General features: G+C 74.9%; 18 protein-coding genes. 7 read left to right on the top strand and 11 right to left on the bottom strand.

All coding sequences use genetic code 11. The annotated features are described in order from the left end of the window. Nucleotides 1–27: 27 nt before the first annotated feature. Nucleotides 28–1110 (bottom strand): DUF3616 domain-containing protein, encoded by a 1083-nt coding sequence (locus ACI797_RS22985; RefSeq protein ID WP_456861764.1) that lies wholly within the window; start codon nt 1108–1110, stop codon nt 28–30. A 106-nt stretch (nt 1111–1216) separates the two neighbouring features. Here ACI797_RS22985 and ACI797_RS22990 point away from each other — a divergent pair, with 106 nt between their 5' ends. From ACI797_RS22990 to ACI797_RS23005, 4 genes are read left to right on the top strand one after another with little or no spacing between them, the layout of a single operon-like run. Further along, a complete protein-coding gene (locus ACI797_RS22990) occupies nt 1217–1390 on the top strand; it encodes a hypothetical protein (RefSeq protein WP_456861766.1) in 174 nt (57 codons plus the stop codon). Further along, on the top strand, nt 1369–1731 hold the full coding sequence (locus tag ACI797_RS22995; protein ID WP_456861768.1) for an SDR family NAD(P)-dependent oxidoreductase: 363 nt from the start codon (nt 1369–1371) through the stop codon (nt 1729–1731). The genes ACI797_RS22990 and ACI797_RS22995 overlap by 22 nt, the downstream gene beginning before the upstream one ends. 41 nt (nt 1732–1772) lie before the next feature. Further along, nucleotides 1773–2162 (top strand): hypothetical protein, encoded by a 390-nt coding sequence (locus ACI797_RS23000; RefSeq protein WP_456861770.1) that lies wholly within the window; start codon nt 1773–1775, stop codon nt 2160–2162. 43 nt (nt 2163–2205) lie between these two features. Beyond that, nucleotides 2206–3075, top strand: a complete 870-nt coding sequence (locus ACI797_RS23005) for a DUF1206 domain-containing protein (RefSeq protein WP_456542501.1) — start codon at nt 2206–2208, stop codon at nt 3073–3075. Between the two features lie 7 nt (nt 3076–3082). Here ACI797_RS23005 and ACI797_RS23010 read toward each other — a convergent pair whose 3' ends face one another. Then, a complete protein-coding gene (locus ACI797_RS23010; RefSeq protein WP_456861772.1) occupies nt 3083–3757 on the bottom strand; it encodes an NAD(P)-dependent oxidoreductase in 675 nt (224 codons plus the stop codon). Nucleotides 3758–3907: 150 nt separating this feature from the next. Here ACI797_RS23010 and ACI797_RS23015 point away from each other — a divergent pair, with 150 nt between their 5' ends. Continuing rightward, nucleotides 3908–4867 carry an AraC family transcriptional regulator gene (locus ACI797_RS23015; RefSeq protein WP_456861774.1) on the top strand — a complete coding sequence of 320 codons (960 nt, stop codon included), beginning with the start codon at nt 3908–3910 and terminating at the stop codon, nt 4865–4867. On the opposite strand, the gene ACI797_RS23020 is transcribed toward ACI797_RS23015, so the two are convergent. Together ACI797_RS23020 and ACI797_RS23025 are read right to left on the bottom strand one after the other, a co-directional pair. Beyond that, the gene (locus ACI797_RS23020; RefSeq protein WP_456542498.1) at nt 4846–5568 is read right to left on the bottom strand and encodes a LuxR C-terminal-related transcriptional regulator; all 723 of its coding nucleotides are present in this window, start codon (nt 5566–5568) and stop codon (nt 4846–4848) included. The genes ACI797_RS23015 and ACI797_RS23020 overlap by 22 nt on opposite strands. Further along, nucleotides 5561–7597, bottom strand: a complete 2037-nt coding sequence (locus ACI797_RS23025; RefSeq protein WP_456861776.1) for a sensor histidine kinase — start codon at nt 7595–7597, stop codon at nt 5561–5563. The genes ACI797_RS23020 and ACI797_RS23025 overlap by 8 nt, the downstream gene beginning before the upstream one ends. Nucleotides 7598–7752: 155 nt before the next feature. Here ACI797_RS23025 and ACI797_RS23030 point away from each other — a divergent pair, with 155 nt between their 5' ends. Together ACI797_RS23030 and ACI797_RS23035 are read left to right on the top strand one after the other, a co-directional pair. Further along, nucleotides 7753–8205, top strand: coding sequence for a DUF6220 domain-containing protein (locus ACI797_RS23030; RefSeq protein ID WP_456861778.1), 453 nt, complete (start codon nt 7753–7755; stop codon nt 8203–8205). Further along, nucleotides 8202–10064: a multicopper oxidase family protein gene (locus tag ACI797_RS23035; protein WP_456861780.1), complete on the top strand. Its 1863-nt coding sequence runs from the start codon at nt 8202–8204 to the stop codon at nt 10062–10064. Before ACI797_RS23030 ends, ACI797_RS23035 begins: the two co-directional genes overlap by 4 nt. Before the next feature lie 7 nt (nt 10065–10071). Here the strand turns inward: ACI797_RS23035 and ACI797_RS23040 are convergent, their stop codons facing one another. The 7 genes from ACI797_RS23040 to ACI797_RS23070 all read right to left on the bottom strand — a co-directional run bounded on the left by ACI797_RS23040 (nt 10072) and on the right by ACI797_RS23070 (nt 20663). Further along, on the bottom strand, nt 10072–10500 hold the full coding sequence (locus ACI797_RS23040) for a DUF1622 domain-containing protein (protein ID WP_456861782.1): 429 nt from the start codon (nt 10498–10500) through the stop codon (nt 10072–10074). Nucleotides 10501–10587: 87 nt separating this feature from the next. After that, a complete protein-coding gene (locus ACI797_RS23045; protein ID WP_456861784.1) occupies nt 10588–13155 on the bottom strand; it encodes an ABC transporter permease in 2568 nt (855 codons plus the stop codon). 6 nt (nt 13156–13161) lie between these two features. Continuing rightward, nucleotides 13162–13926, bottom strand: a complete 765-nt coding sequence (locus tag ACI797_RS23050; RefSeq protein ID WP_456861786.1) for an ABC transporter ATP-binding protein — start codon at nt 13924–13926, stop codon at nt 13162–13164. 220 nt (nt 13927–14146) lie between these two features. Next, nucleotides 14147–15718 (bottom strand): MFS transporter, encoded by a 1572-nt coding sequence (locus ACI797_RS23055; RefSeq protein WP_456861788.1) that lies wholly within the window; start codon nt 15716–15718, stop codon nt 14147–14149. Between the two features lie 258 nt (nt 15719–15976). After that, entirely contained in the window at nt 15977–18838 is a 2862-nt protein-coding gene (locus tag ACI797_RS23060) for a vitamin B12-dependent ribonucleotide reductase (RefSeq protein ID WP_456861790.1), read from the bottom strand. Nucleotides 18839–18984: 146 nt separating this feature from the next. Continuing rightward, nucleotides 18985–19503 (bottom strand): transcriptional regulator NrdR, encoded by a 519-nt coding sequence (gene nrdR, locus ACI797_RS23065; RefSeq protein WP_456861792.1) that lies wholly within the window; start codon nt 19501–19503, stop codon nt 18985–18987. 386 nt (nt 19504–19889) lie between these two features. Further along, a complete protein-coding gene (locus tag ACI797_RS23070) occupies nt 19890–20663 on the bottom strand; it encodes a hypothetical protein (RefSeq protein WP_456861794.1) in 774 nt (257 codons plus the stop codon). Between the last annotated feature and the right edge of the window lie 133 nt (nt 20664–20796).

Consider the following 20796-nt stretch of genomic DNA (forward strand, 5'->3'; position numbering starts at 1 on the left):
GCTCGGGACGGGACGCCGCCGAGCATGTCACCCCGGCAGGCGGACCACGTCGGCGAGGACGCTGCCGTCGGCGCCGAGCCGTTCCGGGGACGGGCTGTCGTAGACCACGAGCAGGCGCGGCCGGTCGGCCGGGCCGATCAGGCCGATGCCCTCGGCGTGGTCGCAGTCCTCGCCGTAGCCGAGGACGAGGTCGCGGGTGAGCTGGTCGCCGCGGACGACCTGCGGCGTCTCCGCCCGCAGCGCGTCGTGCCAGCGGAACACGTGCACCGGCCCGTCGAGCGCCATGGTCGGGCCGGCCAGCACGAGCAGGTCGTCGCCGTGCGGGCAGAGGTCGCGGACCCCCAGCCCCTGCATGCGCAGCACGTGCGTGCGGTAGGGGCGGCCGTCGTCGAACGGGGTGAGCACCAGCCGGTCGGGTGCGTCGGGGTCGGTCTCCGGCCGGAGCTCCAGCACCACGGCCCAGCCGCGCAGCACCGGGCCGCGCAGGCCGAGGTAGACCCGCGGGCCGGCGACGGCGATGCCCTCGACGTCGAGGCCGTTGTCCTTGCCCGGCAGCGGCAGGAACGGTCCGAGGTGCTCGTCGTCGGCGAGCAGCTCGCGCAGGTCGGGGCCGCGCGCCCCGAACGAGGCGGCCCGGACCCGGACGCCGTCCCGCTCGAGCTCGCGGACGACGGTGGGCAGGGCGCCGTCCATGCGGACCGGCAGGCGCACCAGGACCTGCCGGTTGGGCTGGCCGGTGACCTTCGCCAGCCGGCGCAGCGCCTTGTCGCCGTCGTGCCGGGCCTTGATCTGCTTGCGGCGCAGGCTGTGCGACCCCACGGCCCAGAGGAAGTCGCCCGAGCGGGCGATGCCCTCGATGTCGGCCTCGCTCTCCCGGTCCTCGCCGTCCCCGGGCAGCGGCACGAGGTCGGCGAGGCGGTAGCTGGCCTGCCGGCCGTAGACCTGCGGGTCCTCGGGGTCGTCGGCGACCAGCCGCTCGACCGTCGCGGTCTCGTCGCCGGCGAGCCACAGGACCGGGCCGTCGCTGCGGACCGCGGACAGGTTGGTGTGCGTGCCCGCCGTGCGCGCGGAGTCCTCGAAGTGCAGGCGGACGGTCCGTTCCACGGTCACGCCGCCCACCCTGCCACGGCGGAACGGCAGGTCGGCCGCGTGCCTTGCTCCTGGGGTCCTCGCAGGGCATCGGCCTGCCGCCGGCATCGACGGCGAGGTGACCACCGTGGCCGGCGATCTCACCACCGACGAGGGGACGGCGCAGCTGCTCGCCGCCGTCCCGGACGCCGACGTGCTGGTGAACAATCTCGGCGTCTTCGGCGCGCGCCCGGCGCTGGAGATCTCCGACGACGAATGGCGCCGCCCAGCGACTCGGCCGTGGCGATCCCGGCCGAGATGATCCACTACGGGATGACGAAGACGGCGCTGCCGGCCGTCTCGCGCGGGTTCGCCAAGGAGGCCGCCGGCTCGGGGGTCACGGTGAACTCGGTGATCGCCGGGCCGACCCGCACCGGCGGGGTCGAGGACTTCGTGCACTCCCTGGTCGGCGCCGACCTGCCGTGGGACGAGGCGCAGCGGGAGTTCATGCGGCAGCACCGGCCGCAGTCGCTGCTGCAGCGGCTGATCGAGCCCGACGAGATCGCCCACATGTGCGTCTACCTCGCCTCGCCGCCGGCGTCGGCGACCACCGGCGGTGCGGTGCGGGTGGACGGCGGGTACGTCGACGCGATCCTGCCGTGAGACGGGGGTCCGTTCCCAGCCGGCGGGACTACGGTGCAGCCATGACCACCGCGGTCCGCACCAACCGCCCCCTGATGACGTCGCTGCTGGTCGGCGCGGCGCTCGTCGCCGCCGTCGGCCTGGTCGGCTGGCTGCTGCTGCTGTTCGTCAAGGGCACGGTGGTGCTGGTCAGCTGGGCGCTCGGGATCGTCCTCGTCGTCCTTCCCCTGCTGTTCGCGCGGCGGATCCTCGCCGGCCACACCGGGCCCGAGCGGCGGGAGCGGCTGTGGACCCTCGGCCAGGCCGTGGCGCTCGGGGTGGCGCTGTGCGCGATCGCGTACTTCGTCGGCGACCACGGCTGGCTGCTGATCGCGGTGCCCGCGGCGGTGGTCGCCGTGCTGCGCGTCGTCCGCGCGGTGCAGGCCCGCCGCGAGCGGCGCGCCGTCCGCTGAACCCGCCTGGCGGCCGGGCGGCGGCTCCCCCACCATCGGCGCGGTGACCTCCGCCGCGCGCTCGCTGCTCGACCGGGTGCACCGGCTGGTCGAGCACGCCCGCGAGGTCACCGACCACCCCGTGCTGGAGGCGGTCGCCCGGGTGGGCCTGGTCGCCTACGGCGTCATGCACCTGCTGATCGGGTGGCTGGCGGTGCAGCTGGCGTTCGGCACCGACCGCACCGACGCCGACCAGACCGGAGCCCTGCAGACGGTCGCGGGCTCCCCCGGCGGGCTGGTCCTGCTGTGGCTGATCGGCCTCGGCATGCTCGCGCTGGCGCTGTGGCAGGCCGGCGAGGTGCTGCTGTGGTGGCGCGGCCTGCTCGACCCGGCCCACCGGGGGCGGACCGCCTTCGTCTGCGCCAAGTGCCTGGCCAAGGCCGCCGTCTACGCCGTCCTCGGGGTCACCGCGCTGCTGTTCGCCGTCGGCGCGGAGTACGAGGCCGACGAGCGGCTGCGCGAGCTCACCGACGAGACGCTCGACGTCCCGGGCGGGGCGGTGGTGGTGATCGCCGTCGCCGTCCTCGTGGTCGCCGTCGGGCTGTACACCCTGGTGCGGGGGTTCACCGGCGGCTTCATGAAGGACATCGACCTGCCCGCCGCGCCCGACCGCCTCGAGCCGTGGATCGAGACGATCGGCCGGGTCGGCTACGTCGCCAAGGGACTGGCGTTCGGGCTGGTCGGGGTGCTGCTGTGGCAGGCGGCCGCGTCGGCCGACGTCTCCACCGCGACCGGCCTGGACGGCGCGATGACGGTGATCGCCGGGGTGCGGGGCGGACCGTGGCTGCTCACCGGGGTGGCGGCCGGGTTCGCCGCCTTCGGTGTGTACGCCCTGGCCCGCGCCCGCTACCCCGACCGCGACCCGTCGTCCTGAGCTGGTCTCAGGCGGGGACGGGGACCGGCGCTCCCGAGACCGCCACCGTGCGGCCGGCGAGCCCGGTGTCCGCCAGGACGTCGGCCAGGACCCCGCCGATCGCGCGCCGGGACACCTTCATGCCCTCGATCGCCAGGGGCTCGGGACCGGCGTCGGTCGACCAGGTCGCGGCCTGGTCGCCGTCGGTCAGGTGGACCGGCTGCACCAGCGTCCAGTCCAGCCCGCTGTCGCGGACCAGGCGCTCCTGCCGCTCGGTGTCGTCGATCTGGGGGCGCAGCAGCAGGGCGAACGCCAGCCGGTCCGACAGCGGCAGCCGGTCGCGCGTCGGTCCCACGCCGTAGGACGACTGCACGACCAGCCGGCGGACCCCGTGCGCCCGCATCGCGGCCACGACCACCCCGGTGCCGCGCGACCGGACGTCCATCGGCGTCCCCGCGCTGCCGCGCAGCCGCACCCGCAGCGCGTTCTCGGCGATCCCCAGGGTCACCAGGACGGCGTCCTGCCCCCGCACCGCGCGGTCGACGTCCGCGGCGACCGTGACGTCGCCGGTCAGGGTGCGGACGCCGGCCGGGAACTCCGCCGCCCGCCGCACGAGGGCCGTCACCTCGTGCCCCTGCGCGACCAGCGCCTCGACCGCCGCCCGGCCGGATCCGCCGGTGGCTCCCACGACCAGAACTCGCATGACCTCTCCCCTCCACCGCCGGCGCCTGTCGCCGACTGTCCCCAGCCTGCGGACGATCGGCGGGGCAGGGTAGGCGTGGCCGTCCGGATTCCCACGCCGTTCGTCCAGGCGGTCTGGACGGACGGCGGACCGCGGCGGGACAGTGGGGCGGTGACCGCTGCGGAGGCGCCCTGGCGCGCGAACGACCCCCTCGGCGGGGTGCTCGCCGACCTGCGCATGCGCGGCACGTTCTACTGCCGGGCCGAGGGGACGGCGCCCTGGGGCGTGGAGATGCCGGCCCTCGACGGGTGCCTGAGCTTCCACGTGATCACCGAGGGCACCTGCCGGCTGGAGGTCGGGGACGCCGCGCACACCCTCGCCGCCGGTGACCTCGCGCTGGTGCCGCACGGCCGGGGGCACCTGCTGCGCAGCGGACCCGGGGCGCCGATCGCCGGCCGCGCCGATCTGCTGCCGCAGGACTTCCTCGCCGAGCACTACTCGGTGTTGCGGCTCGACGGCGGCGGCTCGGCCACCGGGATGTTCTGCGGCGTGCTCGAGATCGACCGGCCGGGGGCGGCGCACGTGCTGGACCTGCTGCCGCCGGTGCTCGTCCTCTCCGGCCGCGACGCCGCCCACTCCGGCTGGCTGCCGGTGGTGCTCGGGCTGCTCGCCGACGAGGTGCGCCACGACCGCCCGGGCGCGGAGGCCGTCGTCACCCGGCTGGCCGACGTCGTCGTCATCCAGGCCATCCGGGCGTGGCTGGAGACCGGCGGCACTGGCCCGGGCTGGCTGCGGGCGCTGCGCGACCCGCAGATCGGGCGGGTGGTCGCGCTGGTCCACCAGGACCCGGGCGCCGACTGGACGCTCGACCGGCTGGCCCGCGAGGCCCGGATGTCCCGGTCGGCGTTCGCCGCCCGGTTCACCGAGCTCGCCGGCGAGCCGGCGATGCGGTACGTGACGCGCTGGCGCATGCACGTCGCGGCCACCGCCCTCGCCCGCGGAGCACGGGTGGGCGAGCTGGCGCGGCACCTCGGGTACGAGTCCGAGACCGCCTTCGCCCGCGCCTACAAGCGGGTGGCCGGGGCGACCCCCGGCGCGGCCCGGGCCGGCTACCCCGCCCCGTCGTCCTGACCGCTGCGGGCCGCACCCGACTCCCGCAGGAAGGTCAGCACGGCGGTGACCCGCCGGTGCCGCAGCGGCTCGGTGGCGAGCCCGAGCTTGGCGAAGATCGCGTTCACGTGCTTCTCGACGGAGGACTCCGAGACGCCGAGGGCGGTGGCGATGCCGGCGTTGCCCTGGCCCTGGGCCATCTCGCGCAGCACGTCCAGCTCGCGGGGGGTGAGGCGGCGCAGCGCCGAGTCGCGCAGCCGCGCCCGGCGGGTGACCAGCGCCTCGACCACCAGCGGGTCCACCACCGAACCGCCAGCGGCGACCTCGCGCAGGGTGCCGAGCAGGGTGGCGACGTCGCCGATGCGGTCCTTGAGCAGGTACGCCAGGCCGTGGGTGCCGTCGCGGAACAGCTCGTAGGCGTAGGCCTCCTCGGCGTACTGCGACAGGATCACGACGCCGACGTCGGGGTGCGCGGCCTTGATGGCGTGCGCCGCGTCGATGCCCTCCATCGCCCGCCCTGCGCCGCCCGGCCCCTGCGCGGGCATCCGGATGTCGCTGAGCACCGACTGCGGCCCCAGGCGCTCCACCGCGTCGAGCAGCTCGACCGCCGAGCCGACCGCGGCCAGCACCTCGACCTCCCCGGAGTCCTCGAGCAGGCGCCGCACGCCCTCGCGGACGAGGTAGCTGTCGTCGGCCATCACGACCCGCAGCCGGTCAGGCATCGGCGGTCTCCGGCACGGGGATCTCCATGCACACCGCCGTCCCGGCCCCGGGGGCGCTGCGCACGGTGAGCGTCCCGCCGAGGACGTCGAGGCGGTCGGCCAGGCCGGCCAGGCCCAGCCCGCGCGGCCGGTCGGGGGCGAAGCCGCGCCCGTCGTCCTCGACCACCACCCGCAGGTGGCCGTCGGGGCGCTGCAGCGAGACGACCACCTGCTCGGCGTCGGCGTACTTGACGACGTTGGACAGCGCCTCGGCGACGCCGTACCAGGCGGTCGTCTCCACCTGCGCGGGCAGCCGGCCGGCGCGCAGCGCGGGGTCGGCTCGCACCCGGACGGCGAGCGGCAGCCGGGTGGCCTGCGCCTCGACCGCCTCCAGCAGTCCCTGGTCTGCCAGCACGGGCGGGTGGATGGCGTGCGCCACCTCGCGGACCTCCCGCAGCAGCGCCCCGACGTCCTGCTGGAGCTCGGTGAGGACGCCCTCCACCCCGGGGTCGCCCCGCTGCAGCCGCTGCCGGGCGAGGCTGACCTTGGCCGAGACGGCGACGACCTCCTGCTGCACGCCGTCGTGCAGGTCGCGCTGGATCCGGCGCCGCTCGGCGTCCTGGCCGGCCACCACGCGGTGCCGCGAGGCGGCCAGCTCGCCGGCCTGCCGGGACAGCTGCGCGGTGAGGTGCAGCGCGTGGACGACGGCGGCGGCCTGCCCGGCCAGGTAGCCCAGCGAGCGGCGGTCCTCGGGCAGCAGCGGCCCGTCCCGGCGGGGCCCGCAGCTGATGCTGCCCAGCGTCGCGGCACCCAGCCGCATCGGGACGACGACGTCGGGCGCGCCGCGGCGCTCGGCCGGCAACCCGGCGGCGGCCTCGGTGCCCTCGGGTTCGAGCCGCACGGTCACCCACGTGAGGTCCAGCCCCCGCCAGACGGTGGTGGCCAGCTCGTCGAGCAGCTGCTGGGGGCCGGTGACCCGGGCCAGCGCGTCGCCGAACCGGCTGAGCAACGTGTAGCCGTCGAGGCGGGAACCGAGCACCCAGCGGTCGACGGCGACCTCGGCCCGGCGCCGCAGCGGCAGGCAGCCCAGCGCCACCGCGACCGCACCGACCACCCCCGCGACGGGGCCGGCGACCCGGGCGAGCACCAGCCCGGCGGCGACGGCGACCCCCGCGAGGGTCAGCATGATCAGCGCACCGAGCGCCCGGCGGACGGCGCGCCGCCGGGCGGGAGCGTCGATCCCCAGCACACCGTCGGAGACCAGCGGGACCACCTGCGCCCCGAGGGCCAGCACGAGCGTGCCGAACCACAGGACTCCGACCACGACGGTCGTCAGCACGCCCTCCGGGGCGAACCGGAGGACCACCACCGACGGCAGCCAGACCAGTCCGAACGCCGCGGCCCAGCTGATGAGCACCAGCCGGGTCTGCCGGCGGACCGGCGGCGCGGCGTGGTGGTACCGCCGGGCCAGCAGCACGACCGCGACCAGCACCCAGCCCAGCCAGGTGGCGCGGAGCACGTCGACCACCGGCGCCGCCGGGGCCAGCGCCGGCACGTGCAGCGGGCTGGGCACCGGCGGCGTCCCCGGGTCGTCGTACAGGCCGACGGGCAGGGTCGGCCGGCTCAGCGCCGTCGCGAGCGGCACCAGCGCGGAGGCGGCGAGCAGGGCGCCCAGCACCCACCGCTCCAGCCGGCCCTCCACGCGGCCGCTCGGGTACAGCGCGACCATCCCGACGGCCGCGCCCACCGAGACGAGCCCCACCAGGTCGCGCACCAGCGCCACCGTCGGTGCGGCGGCGGTGCCGTGGACGGCGGGCAGGACGAGGTCGCCGAGGAGGACGTCGAGCGCGAAGAAGGTGCCCGCGGCCAGCAGCCACTGCAGCGCGCGGGTCTCGGGGCGGAGGGCCAGCAGTCCGACGAGGAAGAAGGGCGCCGGGCCGAGCATCAACCAGACGACGTGGCCCGGGTCGCCGCGCACGACGTCCCAGACGAGGGCCCCGACGAGCGCGGCCCCGCCGACCAGCACGAGCGTCCAGCGAACGGCCCGCATCGCGCCATTGTCGGGGCGCGGGGCACGCCCGACCAGGAGGTCAGCCCCCGGGCGGTACGGCGGCCCGCCGCAGGGCCCACCCCCGGCCGGCCGGGTTCCGGCGGCCCGGACGGCGACCTAGCGTCGCCGGCCAGCCGAATCCCGAGGAGGCCGCGATGACCGACACCGAGACCCGCCCGACCGCTGCGCGCACCCGTCCCGGCGCCCGCAAGGCGTTCGTCGTCCTGGTGGGGTTGCTCGCGGTCGCCGTGGTCGCGCAGTTCTACTTCGCGGCGTTCGCCGTCTTCACCGCGCCGGAGAACGACTCGCAGTTCGTGCTGCACCTGGTCAACGGCCGCGCCGTGCTACCGCTGCTGTGCCTGCTGGTGATCGGCGCCGCGGCTCTCGCTCGGGCGCCCGGCCGGCTGGTCGGGTTCAGCGCCCTGCCGCTGGGGCTGCTGGTCGGCCAGACGCTGCTGTTCCTCGTGGCCGCGGTGACCGGGTCCACGCAGGAGCGGACGAACGTGGCCGGTCAGGTCGTGCTGGGCCTGCACGCGGTGAACGGGCTGGCGATCCTCACCGTGACGCTGCTGCTCCTGCGCCGCGCCCGCGCCCTCGCCCGGTCGTGAGCACCACCGCGCTGCTCGCCCTCGACCTAGGGCTCGCCGTCCTGCTCGCCGTCGTCTGGCTGGCGGCGGCAGTCCTGGTCGGCGGGGCGCGCCGGCCGCTCCTGCCGGCCCTGCTCGTGGCGGGCGTGCTGCTGGTCGCCGCGCGGATCGCCGTCGTGGTCGCGCTGGGCGCGCGGAGCTGGTGGTTCGTGCAGGAGGACGTGCTGCTGACCGTGCCGCTCGTCGGCCTGCCGGCGGTGGCGGCGGTGGCGCTCGCCGGCCCGGCGGTGCTGCGCGGCCGGCCGGTGCCGGTCGCCGGCCGGGTGGCGCTGCTCGCGACGGGTTTCGGGGCGGCCGCGGGCGTGGCGGCGTGGGCGCTGGTGGGCGTGCCGGTCCGGGCCGGGACCGCGGCCGCGGTGGTGGCCGTGGTGGCGACGGCCACCGCGGTCGCGGGCGTCGTGCTCGGCGGCCGGGCGCGGGGGCTGCTCGTGGGTGCGCTCGTGACGGTCGGCGTGCTGGTGGTCGCGGTGCCGGCCACCGCCGCGGCGGTCCGGTCGGGCGACGGCGGGCACGGCGGCCACGGCGGCCACGGCGCCGGTGGGGTGTCGGTGGCCGGGCTGCGGACCCCCGCCGACGCTCCGGGGCCGCCGCGCCGGGCGGTGCTCACCGCGCGGCAGCAGGCGGTCGAGCTGCCGTCGGGCCGCACCGTCGACGCGTGGACCTTCGGGTCGCTGCCCGGTCCCCTGCTGGAGGCGGAGGTCGGGGACCTCGTGGAGGTGGAGCTCCGCAACCGCGACGTGGCGGCGGGGGTGACGCTGCACTGGCACGGCTACGACGTGCCCAACGGCGAGGACGGCGTCGCGGGGGTCACCCAGGACGCGGTGCCGCCCGGGGGGACGACGACCTACCGCTTCGTGGCCGACGAGCCGGGGACGTACTGGTACCACACCCACCAGGAGTCGGCGGCCGGCGTGCAGCGGGGCCTGTACGGGGCGTTCGTCGTCCGGCCGCCGGGCGGGGACGGCGGCACCGAGCTCACCCTGCCGGTGCACACGATCGACGGCGTCGTGCTCCTCGGGGCGACCGACCTGGTCGACCACCGGGAGGTGCCGCCCGGTGAGCGGGTGCGGCTGCGGCTGCTCAACACCGACAGCGAGCCGCACCGGCTGTCGCTGGCGGGCGCGCCGTTCCGGGTGGTCGCGGTCGACGGCCGCGACCTGACCGGGCCGGAGCAGGTGACCGGGGAGGTGCTGCGGATCCCCGCCGGGAGCCGGTACGACGTCGCGCTCACCATGCCGGGCGCCGCCGTGCGGCTGGGCATCGAGGGGACGCCGGCGACCGGCCTGGTGCTGACGCCCCCGGGCGACGACGGCGGCGGTGACGCCCCGTTCGCCGACGGGCCGGAGCTGGACCTGCTGGGCTACGGGACGCCGGGCCCGCCACCGGCTGCGGCCGACCGCGAGCTGACCGTCGTCCTCGACCGGCAGCTGCGCTTCCTCGACGGCCTGCCCGGCTACGCGTGGACGGTGAACGGCGCGGCCTACCCCGACGTGGCGCCGCTGACGGTGCGGGAGGGCGAGCGGGTGCGGCTGACGGTGGTCAACCGCGGCACGGAGACCCACCCGATGCACCCGCACGGCCACCACGTGCGGGTGCTGGCCCGCGACGGGGTGCCGGTGCGGGGCAGCCCCCTGGAGCTGGACACCTTCGACGTCCGACCGGGAGAGGTGTGGGAGGTGCTGCTGGTGGCCGACAACCCGGGCATCTGGCTGGCGCACTGCCACGACCTCGACCACGCGACCAACGGCATGGTGCTGCACCTGGCCTACGAGGGCGTCCACTCCCCCTTCACCGTCGGCGGGGGGAACCACCCGGAGTGAGCGCCGGTCAACCCGGCCGCAGCCCGTCGTCCCGGGCCGCCGCCTCCTCCGTGGCCTGCCGCGCGGTCGCGCGCAGCCGGCCGGCACCGCTGACCAAGGCACGCCGCCACGGGGCGACGCCCTCGATCTCGATCTCGAGGGAGAAGCTGAGGACCGTCCGGATCAGCACGATCGCGCCCAGGACGAGGACGTTCTCCGCGGTCGGCGCGACGACGACGGTGCGCACCAGGTCGGCCGCGACCAGGATCTCCAGGCCGAGCAGGATGACGGCGCCGAACGACTCCCGGAGCACCCGGTAGGCCCGCCGGCCGTCGTGGGCGTGGCGCCAGGACCGCCCGGCGAGCACGACGGCGACGACCAGCCCACCGAGCAGCACGAGCGCGCCGAGGGCCTCGAACGCTTGGGCGACGCGCTCCATCACCTCGGAGAACGACATACCCGAGCAGCCTGGCCCCCGGCCGGGGTCCGCACGTCACCCGCGGGAGAGGAGACACGGGGCCGCCTCTCTCCCGCGCGAGCGCCCCTACTCCGCGTGCACGGCGCGCAGGATGTCGAGGCTGGCGGCGCGCCGGCTCGGCAGCACCGCGGCGAGCATGCCGGCCAGGCCGGCGAGCACGACCACGGCCGCGAGCGTCGTCCAGGGGACGTCGAAGACGTCGAGGCCGTCGTCGGCCAGCGCGGTCGTCAGCGCCCAGCCGAGGAACAGGCCCAGCACCAGCCCGACCAGCGTCCCCTGGACCGCGATGATGACCGACTCCCACCGGATCGTGGCACGCAGCTGGCCGCGGGTCATGCCGACCGCCCGCAGCAGCCCGATCTCGTGGGTGCGCTCCACGATCGAGAGCGCGAGCGTGTTGCCGATGCCCAGCAGCGCGATGACGATCGCCAGGCCCAGCAGCGCGTAGACCAGTGCCATCAACGGGTCCAGCGGCGCGTAGATGGACTCGGCGAACTCCGACTCGTCCATCACCTCGGCCCCCGGGTAGGTGGCGGCCACCTCGTCCACCGCGGCCCGCGCCTCGGCCAGGCCGACGTCCGGGGCCTTCTTGACGACGACCTTCCAGTCGACGTCGTCGGCCACGTTGGCGGCGTGGGTGGGGGTGCCGATGACGTAGGTCCCGATCGGCCCGTTCGCCTCGAGCTCCTCGCCGTAGACCATCGCGACGGTCAGCTCCTGGGGACCGGTGTCCGGGAACACCACGGGCACCGTCGAGCCGATCCGCAGGCCCTCCTCCCGGGCCGTCTCGTCGAGGACGGCGATGGTGCCGGGCGCCAGCAGGTCCTCGGGAGTGCCCTGCTGCGGCTGCAGGTCCAGCAGGCCGAACGCGGTGGCCGGGTCGACCGCTCCGAGCAGCGCTGTCTCCCCGTCCAGCTCGACCGGCGCGACCCGCAGCCCGGTCACCGCCGCCACTTCGGGCAGCTCGCCCAGCCGCGCCGCCAGGGACGGGTCGACGCCGCCGTCGAGGCTCGCGCCGGAGTCGACCACGAGGTCGGCGGCGAACGCGCGGTCGATGCCGTCGTCCACGGTCGCCTTGGTCGAGGCGACGAAGATGTTGATGATCACCACGATGCCGACCCCGAGCATGAGCGCGGTGCCGGCGGCCGCCGTGCGCTTGGGGTTGCGCATCGCGTTCTCGCCGGCGAGCTCCCCGGGGACGCCGCGCACCCGCCGCAGTGGCGCGCCGATGACACGGCTCAGCGGCAGCGAGACGGTCCGGCCCAGGACGTACACCCCGAGGAAGACGCCGGCGCAGCCGAGACCGATGACCAGCCACCGGTTGCCGACGTCGGCGAACAGCCCGGTGAGCGTCGCGGCGAGACCGGCGGCCAGCGAGATGCCGCCGACGACGACGCGGGAGAGGGAGCCGTACCCGGCGCTGCCCCCGGTCTCCGACGACATCGCGGCGATGGGCGGCACCCGGCCGGCCTTGCGTGCCGGCGAGATCGCGGCGAACAGCGTCACGAGGATGCCGGCCGCCAGCGAGACGAGCACGGTGCGCGGCGCGAACACCAGCCCACCGGCCGGGATGCCGAAGCCGAGGGCGTCCAGCAGCGCCTTGAGGCCGGTGGCGATGCCGAAGCCCGCAAGCAGGCCGAGCACGGACGCGAGCACGCCGACGACCAGGGCCTCGATCAGCACCATGCCCAGCACCTGCCGGCTGGTGGCGCCGAGCGCGCGCAGCAGGCCGTTCTGCCGGGTCCGCTGCGCCACGGTGATGGAGAAGGTGTTGAAGATCATGAACGCGCCCACCAGCAGCGCCACGACCGCGAAGAAGTTCATGAAGTAGGTGAAGAACGACATCGCGTCGCGGGCGAACTGCTGGTTCTCCTCGGTGACGGTGGAGCCGGTGACCGCCTCCACGCCGGTCGGGAGGACGTCGGCCAGCCGCGCGGTGAGGGTCTCCTGCGACACGCCGTCCTCGGCCACGACGGAGATCTCGTCCCACTTCCCGGGTTCGGCCAGCAGCTCTTGCGCGGCGCTCGGGTGGAAGGCCGCCATGGTGGCGCCGCCGATGGTCTCCGCGTTGCCGAAGGCGATGGTCCCGACGACGGTCCTCTGCACCGGACCGGCCTGGACGAGCACGGTCATGCGGTCGCCGAGGTCGAGCCCCGACGTCTCGAGGCTCGGGGCGTCGACGACGATCTCGTCGGCCGACCTCGGCGCCCGGCCCCCGGTGACGACGAGCGGGTTGATGCGCTCGTCGTCGGACCAGGTGAGCCCGATCGCGGGGCCGCTGCCGGCCGGGTCGCCGATGGCCTCGCCGGTCGCGGTGGTGAGGCGCGCGTAGCCCGTCACGGAGCCCTCGGCCGCGAGGACGCCGTCGACCCGGCGCACCTCGTCGACGAGTGCCTCGTCCACGCGGGGGCGCTGCGCGCCCGTGTTCATCGGACCCTCGAACTGCTCCTCGCCGCGGACGACGGCGTCGACGCCGGAGTACACCTCGCCCATCACGTTGTCGAAGGTGCGGGCGACGGTGTCGGTGAGGATGAGCGTCCCGGCGGTGAACGCGACGCCGAGGGTGATCGCCAGGGCGGTGGCGAACAGCCGGAACCGGTGGGCGAACAGCCCTCGGAGGGTGATCCACAGCATCGCCGGTCACTCCCCGAAGCGCTTCATCCGCTCGAGCACCCGCTCCGGCGTCGGGTCGTGCATCTCGTCGACGACGCGGCCGTCGGCGAGGAACAGGATCCGGTCGGCGGCGCTGGCCGCGGTCGGGTCGTGGGTGACCATGACGATGGTCTGGCCGAGCTGGTCGACGGCCTGGCGGAGGAAGTGCAGCACCTCGGCACCGGCCTTGGAGTCCAGGTTCCCGGTCGGCTCGTCGGCGAAGATGATGTCGGGGCGGTTGGCCAGCGCGCGGGCGACCGCGACGCGCTGCTGCTGCCCGCCGGACAGCTGCGACGGCCGTGCGTCGAGCCGGTGGGCGATGCCCAGGGTCCGGGTGACCTCGTCGATCCAGGCGCGGTCACCGGGACGCCCGGCCAGCCGCATCGGCAGGTCGATGTTGTCGCGGGCGCTCAGGGTCGGGACCAGGTTGAAGGACTGGAACACGAAGCCGATCCGGTCGCGGCGCAGCACGGTCAGGTCGTGGTCGTCGAGGGTGGAGAGGTCCTCGTCGCCGATGAACGCCGAGCCGGAGGTCAGCGAGTCCAGGCCGGCGACGCAGTGCAGCAGCGTGGACTTGCCCGAGCCGGACGGGCCCATGATGGCGGTGAACACGCCGGTGGGGAACTCGACGGTCACCCCGTCGAGTGCACGCACCTCGGTCGTGCCCGTGCCGTAGATCTTGTGCGCGTCCACGGTGCGGGCGGCGGTGCGGGCCTCGGCGCGGCGGGGGGCCGGGATGACAGGAGTGGCCACGGGAAGTCCCTTCCGGCGACTCCGCGGGTGAGCCGTGCGGGCTCGTCCGGTCGACGGCGGGGTGCGCCGCCGTCCCGCGGGCCGTCGTCTCGAGGTGGGGCCGACCCGGCGAGCGTGGGCCGGGGCGGACCGGCGGGACCACCGACGAACGTCCCGCGTCCCGCCGCGCTCGTCCCTAGCGGGCCGCGGCGCGGGCCGCCCCGCGGTCGGCGACGGTCCCTCAACCCGATGGCTGGTGGCGCCCGGACCGGCCGAGGGCGTACCAGGCCACCGCCGCGGCGAGCACCGCCAGCACGGCGACGACGGCGTAGGCGACGGCGGCGCCGCGGTCGAACGCGTCTCGAGCCGCGCTCGTCAGGGAACCGCCGGCTCGCGGCGCCAGCGTCCCGGCCACCTCCAGCGCGCCCTGCAGCGATCCCCGGGCCTGGTCCGCCTGTGCCGGGGCGAGCGCCGGCAGGGCGGCGTCGAGAACTCGGACGTAGACGCTCGCCAGGACGGACCCGACGAGCGCCACCCCGACCGACGCGCCCACGAACCGGCTGAGGAAGTTGAGGGACGACCCGTCACCGGCCTGCGCCGCGGGGAGGCTGTTCATCACCACGGTGGAGGGCGGGGCGATGAGCACCGACAGGCCGGCGCCGAGGACGACGGAGCCGGCCACCACGACCCAGAGCGGCCCGGTGCCCCCGACCGCGAGGACGGCGACCGCCAGGGCGCTCACCAGCAGCCCCAGCGCGATCGTGGCCCGGGCGCCCCGCCGCTGGAGGACCCGCCGTGCCTGCAGCGAGCAGAGCCCGAACACGACCGCGAACGGCAGGAACAGCAGGCCGACCGAGACGATCGACTCGCCCCGCACGTCCAGGAGGTACTGGGGGGTCAGGAAGAGGAACGAGCTCATCAGCAGGTAGGCCAGGAGCAGGGTGACCGCACCGGTCACGACGGGCGGGCGCCGCAGGATGCGCACGTCGAAGAGCGGAGCGCTCGTGCGGAGCTCCCACCCCACGAACGCGGCGAGTGCCGCCACGCCGGCGCCGAGGGCGAGGGGCACGACGGGCGACGCCCAGCCGCGGCCGGGTCCTTCGATGACGCCGAAGAGCAGAGCGCCGAGCCCGACGACCGACAGCACCGCCCCCACGACGTCGAGGCGCGGCCGACGGCCGTCGGCCCCGACCGGGGCACGTGACTCGGGGATGGTGCGCGCGCCGACGAGGACGCCCACCGCGACGATCGGCACGTTCACCAGGAAGACCGAGCCCCACCAGAAGTGGTCGAGCAGCAGCCCGCCGGCGATCGGTCCGACGGCCAGCCCGGTGGCGCCGAACACCACGAACGCCCCGATGGCGCGGCCGCGCTCGTCGGGCGGGTACATCGAGGCGACGATCGCCAGCGCGGGTGCCGTCACGCCCGCGGCGCCGAGCCCCATCACGGCCCGTGACGCGATGAGGGCGGCCGTCGACGGGCTGACGGCCGCGGCCAGCGACGCGACGGCGAACAGCGTGTAGCTGGCGAGGAAGACGCGGCGACGACCGTGCCGGTCGGCCACCGCACCGCCGAGCACGAGCATCCCGGCCAGCACGATGTTGTAGGCGTCGACCGTCCACTGCAGCTCGTCGGTGCCGGCGTCGAGGGCCCTGCCGATGGCGGGGAGGGCCACGTTGGTGATCGTCAGGTCGACGCCCGCGGTCAGGGCGCACAGGCACAGGATCCCGAGCGCGACCGATCGTCGACCGGGGCTGATCGAGGTCCCCTCGGGTTCCCGGTGGTCCGGGTGCAGACGCCCGTGGCCGTGCACGACGGACCAACGTAGGCCCCGGATGAGTCGCCCGGCCAGACCCGGCTGCGGGTGCGCAACGTGACAGGGCCACGGCCGGATCGGCCCTGACGGCTCGACGCCGGGCCGACAAGGGTCCGGCCGCCGCCACGGACTCCGTGACGGCGGCCGGAACCACCTCTGTGTCGCGTCGGACCGGCGAAGGGTCCGCGGACGGGACGGCGAGCCCGCCGGGACGTCAGGCAGGTCGCGCTGCCGCCCCGGCGGGTTCCGTCATCGTCAGCTGCAGCCGCTGGTGGAGCCGCAGCCCTCGCAGACGTAGCAGCTGCCGGCGGGGCGCATCTTCGTGCCGCAGGTCATGCACAGCGGCGCGTCGGTGGCGGTGCCGGTGACCAGCTCGAGCAGCTCGGCCGAGGAGTGCGCCTCCTTGACCGGCTTCTCGCTCGCGGGCTCCGGCTTGCGCTCGTCGGTCGGCACCGAGCTGCGCAGCGCCTCGACGTCGACCTCCTCCTCCTCGACGACCGTGCCGGCCGACGCGGAGGTGCCGTAGCCGGACACCTGGGCGGCCCGCTCCTCGGCGGTGAAGATGCCGAGGGTCGCGCGGGTCTCGACCGGCAGGTGGTCCAGCGCCAGGCGCCGGAAGATGTAGTCCATCACCGACTGGGCGATCCGGATGTCCGGGTCGTCGGTCATGCCGGCCGGCTCGAAGCGCATGTTGGTGAACTTCTGGATGTAGGTCTCCAGCGGCACACCGTGCTGCAGCGCGATGGACAGCGCGATCGAGAAGGCGTCCATGACACCGGCCAGGGTCGAGCCCTGCTTGCCCAGCTTGAGGAACACCTCGCCGAGGCTGCCGTCCTCGTACATCCCGGCGGTCATGTAGCCCTCGGCGCCGGCGACGCTGAACGAGGTGGTCATGCTCGTCCGCTTCTTCGGCAGCCGCTTGCGCACCGGGTGCGCCAGCCCCGTGGGGGCGGCCTCCACCTTGACCTCGGTCTCGGCCTTCTTCGCCTTGGCGTCGGACAGCGGCTGGCCGACCTTGCAGTTGTCGCGGTAGATCGCCAGCGCCTTGAGGCCGAGCTTCCAGCCCTGGAAGTAGATGTTCTCGACGTCCTCGACGGTGGCCGACTCCGGCATGTTGACCGTCTTGCTGATGGCGCCGGAGATGAACGGCTGGACCGCCGCCATCATCCGCACGTGGCCCATCGGCGAGATGGCCCGCTCGCCCATGGCGCAGTCGAAGACCTCGTAGTGCTCCGGGCGCAGGCTCGGGGCGTTGACCACGTGGCCGTGCTCGGCGATGTACTCGACGATCGCCTCGATCTGCTCCTCCTGGTAGCCCAGGCTCTTGAGCGCGCGCGGCACGGTCTGGTTGACGATCTGCATCGAGCCGCCGCCGACCAGCTTCTTGAACTTGACCAGCGAGAAGTCCGGCTCGATGCCGGTCGTGTCGCAGTCCATCATGAAGCCGATGGTGCCGGTGGGGGCGAGCACCGAGGCCTGGGCGTTGCGCCAGCCGTTCTCGCCGCCGATCGCCAGGCACTCCTGCCACTCGGCGGTGGCCGCCTTGAGCACGTCGGCGTCGTCGGCGCCGACCGGGCGGATGGCGTCGTTGGCCGCGGCGTGCTTGCGCATCACCCGGGCGTGCGCGTCGGCGTTGCGGGCGTAGCCGTCGTACGCGCCGACGATGCCGGCCAGCTCGGCGGAGCGCCGGTAGGCGGTGCCGGTCATCAGCGAGGTGATCGCCGCGGCCAGGGTCTGGCCACCGCGCGAGTCGTACGCGTGGCCGGTGGCCATGAGCAGCGCGCCGAGGTTGGCGTAGCCGATGCCCAGCTGGCGGTAGGCCCGCGTCGTCTCACCGATCGGCTCGGTCGGGAAGTCGGCGAAGCAGATGGAGATGTCCATCGCCGTGATGACCAGCTCGACGGCCTTGACGAAGCGCTTGCTGTCGAAGGTCCCGTCGTCCTGCAGGAACTTCATCAGGTTCAGCGACGCCAGGTTGCACGAGCTGTTGTCGAGGCTCATGTACTCCGAGCACGGGTTGGACGCGTTGATCCGGCCGGTCTCGGGGTTGGTGTGCCAGTCGTTGATCGTGTCGTCGTACTGGATGCCCGGGTCGGCGCACTCCCAGGCGGCCTGGGTGACCTTGCGGAACAGCGCCTTGGCGTCGACGGTCTCGATGACCGAGCCGTCGAGGCGCCCGCGCAGCCCGAACTCGGCGCCCTCCTCGACCGCGCGCATGAACTCGTCGGAGACGCGGACGGAGTTGTTGGCGTTCTGGTACTGGACGCTGGTGATGTCCTTGCCGCCGAGGTCCATGTCGTACCCGGCGTCGCGCAGCGCGCGGATCTTGTCCTCCTCGCGCGCCTTGGTCTCGATGAACTCCTCGATGTCGGGGTGGTCGATGTCGAGGACGACCATCTTGGCCGCACGGCGGGTGGCGCCACCGGACTTGATGGTCCCGGCGGAGGCGTCGGCGCCGCGCATGAAGCTGACCGGACCGGAGGCGGTGCCGCCGGAGGAGAGCAGCTCCTTGGAGGAGCGGATGCGGGAGAGGTTCAGGCCGGCGCCCGAGCCGCCCTTGAAGATCAGCCCCTCCTCCCGGTACCAGTTCAGGATCGAGTCCATCGTGTCGTCGACGGCGAGGATGAAGCAGGCGCTGACCTGCTGCGGGGCGCTCGTGCCGACGTTGAACCAGACGGGGCTGTTGAAGCTGAAGTACTGGTGCAGCAGCATCCAGGTCAGCTCGTGCTCGAAGATCTCGGCGTCGCCCTCGGTGGCGAAGTAGCCGTGCTCGCGACCGGCGGCGCCGTAGGTCAGGACGACGCGGTCGATGAGCTGGCGCAGGCTGCTCTCCCGCTGCGGGGTCCCCACCGCGCCGCGGAAGTACTTCGTCGTGACGATGTTCGTCGCGTTGATGCTCCACTCGGCGGGGAACTCCACGCCGCGCTGCTCGAAGTTGATCGAGCCGTCACGCCAGTTGGTCATGACGACGTCGCGGCGTTCCCACGTCACCTCGTCGTAGGGGTGCACGCCGGCGGTGGTGAAGACCCGCTTGACCTTCAGGCCCTTCCCCCGGGCAGGCGCCTTGCCCCCGCGGCGGACGCGGGCGGAGGACAGGCGGTCGTCGGTCTCGGTCATGGCTTGGAGCTCTCCCTTGGTGCGGCTGCGGCTGGGGAAGCGCCGCGATCGGTGGTGCCCTGACAGGTGTGTAGCGGGTGGTGCTGACAGTTCTCGCTGGTCGTGGCCGGTTTCCGGCGGCGGTGCCGGAGGGTCGCCGGCTGGGGCTAGGTGCGCCCGCGGCGGCGGATCGGCGGCCCCTCGGGCGGCAGACCCGGCAGCGGCGGGGTGCCGCCGGGCAGGTGGCGCGCCCGCAGCTCGGTGATCTCCTTCTCGAAGTCGTCGAGGGAGTCGAACGCGCGGTAGACGCTGGCGAAGCGGAGGTAGGCCACCTCGTCGAGCTCCCGCAGCGGGCGCAGGATCGCCAGGCCGACCTCCTGGCTCGGCACCTCGGCCGCGCCGGTCGCCCGGATGGCGTCCTCCACCTGCTGGGCGAGCTGCTGCAGCTGCGCCTCGTCGACCGGCCGCCCCTGGCAGGCGCGGCGGACGCCGGCGACGACCTTGCTGCGGTTGAACGGCTCGCTCACCCCGCTGCGCTTGACGACGGCGAGCACCGCCTCCTCGACGGTGGTGAACCGGCGCCCGCAGGCGGGGCAGGAACGACGGCGCCGGGTGGTCGCGCCCTCGTCCGCCTCGCGCGAGTCGATGACCCGGCTGTCGGGGTTGTGGCAGAACGGGCACCGCACGGTGATCGACCCCCTCCCGCGGCTCGCCCAGGCCCTCCGCCCGGACCGGTCCTGTGGACTCTCCTGGGGACATCCGGTGGATGTCCCGGGGAGAACCTGAGGATCGGGTGTGGACGGTCTTACAGACCTGTAACTACTAGATGTGGGGGAACCCTAGGCCGGGCTCCACTACATGTGCAAGACGACCCGCGAGAGTTCTGTTCCACCGAGACTCGGCCGTGACCAGCCGCAACAACGCGGCGCAGGAGTCACACGACACGCCGCGCGACGCGCCCGCCGCGTTGTGCCCGGTGCGGTAGGGGCGCATCCTGCGTGACCCGCCACGGGCGGCCCGGGGGCACACCGAGCGGACCCCGGAGGGACGCCGGTACCGCGGATCGGGCCCGTCAGACGCCGGTGAGGGTGTCGTCCCGGTGCGCGGCACGCGGCCGTGGCGCGGACCCGCCGCGCCCGACGCCGTCCAGGCGCATCGGCCGCGTGTACAGGTCCGGCTCGGGCGAGGGGACCACCTCGGGGAGCCGCGGAGCGGGCACGCGCACCGGCTCCTCGATCACCGCGGCCAGCACGCCGGTGTCCGCGGCGCGGTGCCGGCCCGACCCCGACGGGGAAGCCGGCGCCCGGTGCCGACCGACGGGCACGGCCACACCGACCGCCGGGAACTCGGCCGTCTCACCCACGACGCGCGAGTCGGCGCGACGGCGCCGGCCGGCGGGGTGGCTCGCCCGGCTGGCGGCGTCGTCCCGGACCGCCGGGAACCCGCGGGTGGCGGCCAGGTCGGACACGGCGCCGGCGCGCGCGGCGCCCGGCGCCGCGGGACGGCCCCGACGGGCGGGGCCGGTGGCGGAGACGTCGGTCAGGCGCATGCTGCGCGTCGCGGCCATGTCCTCCCCGACGGCCTCGGTGGCGGTCGCGACCGCGTTCACGGCCGGCGCGGGCGCCACGGTCAGGTGGCGCTCCGGCAGGCGCAGGCAGTCGAGGCCGGTCCACACCGACTCCTCGACGCCGCCCACGGCGAGCCGCACCCACACCTGGCACCCGCCCTCGGCGTCGTGGCGCCAGCCGAGCAGCGAACCGGGCAGCCACTCGCCCGCCGAGTAGACCTCGACGGCCTGGGGTGAACTGGTGAACACCGCTGCACGACTCTCGATGGCGCCTGGCACGCGACGACCGTATGCGCCGGAGTCAGTACACAGCGTGAAGCTACGGGTACTGAGGGTTGACGAAGTCGGCACCTCGATCTTGTCGGTGTCCTTGCGGCACCCGCTCGGCTCGGAGGTGGCGCCCGGCCGGTCG

It is taken from the genome of Geodermatophilus sp. SYSU D00691, from assembly GCF_054050275.1.

Coding starts and splice junctions, on each gene's coding strand:
- ACI797_RS23025 (WP_456861776.1), bottom strand. CDS start 7,597: ATGCGGGCCGTTCGCTGGACGCTCGTGCTGGTCGGCGGGGCCGCGCTC.
- ACI797_RS23030 (WP_456861778.1), top strand. CDS start 7,753: ATGACCGACACCGAGACCCGCCCGACCGCTGCGCGCACCCGTCCCGGC.
- ACI797_RS23020 (WP_456542498.1), bottom strand. CDS start 5,568: ATGCCTGACCGGCTGCGGGTCGTGATGGCCGACGACAGCTACCTCGTC.
- ACI797_RS23040 (WP_456861782.1), bottom strand. CDS start 10,500: ATGTCGTTCTCCGAGGTGATGGAGCGCGTCGCCCAAGCGTTCGAGGCC.
- ACI797_RS23010 (WP_456861772.1), bottom strand. CDS start 3,757: ATGCGAGTTCTGGTCGTGGGAGCCACCGGCGGATCCGGCCGGGCGGCG.
- ACI797_RS23000 (WP_456861770.1), top strand. CDS start 1,773: ATGACCACCGCGGTCCGCACCAACCGCCCCCTGATGACGTCGCTGCTG.
- ACI797_RS23060 (WP_456861790.1), bottom strand. CDS start 18,838: ATGACCGAGACCGACGACCGCCTGTCCTCCGCCCGCGTCCGCCGCGGG.
- ACI797_RS23045 (WP_456861784.1), bottom strand. CDS start 13,155: ATGCTGTGGATCACCCTCCGAGGGCTGTTCGCCCACCGGTTCCGGCTG.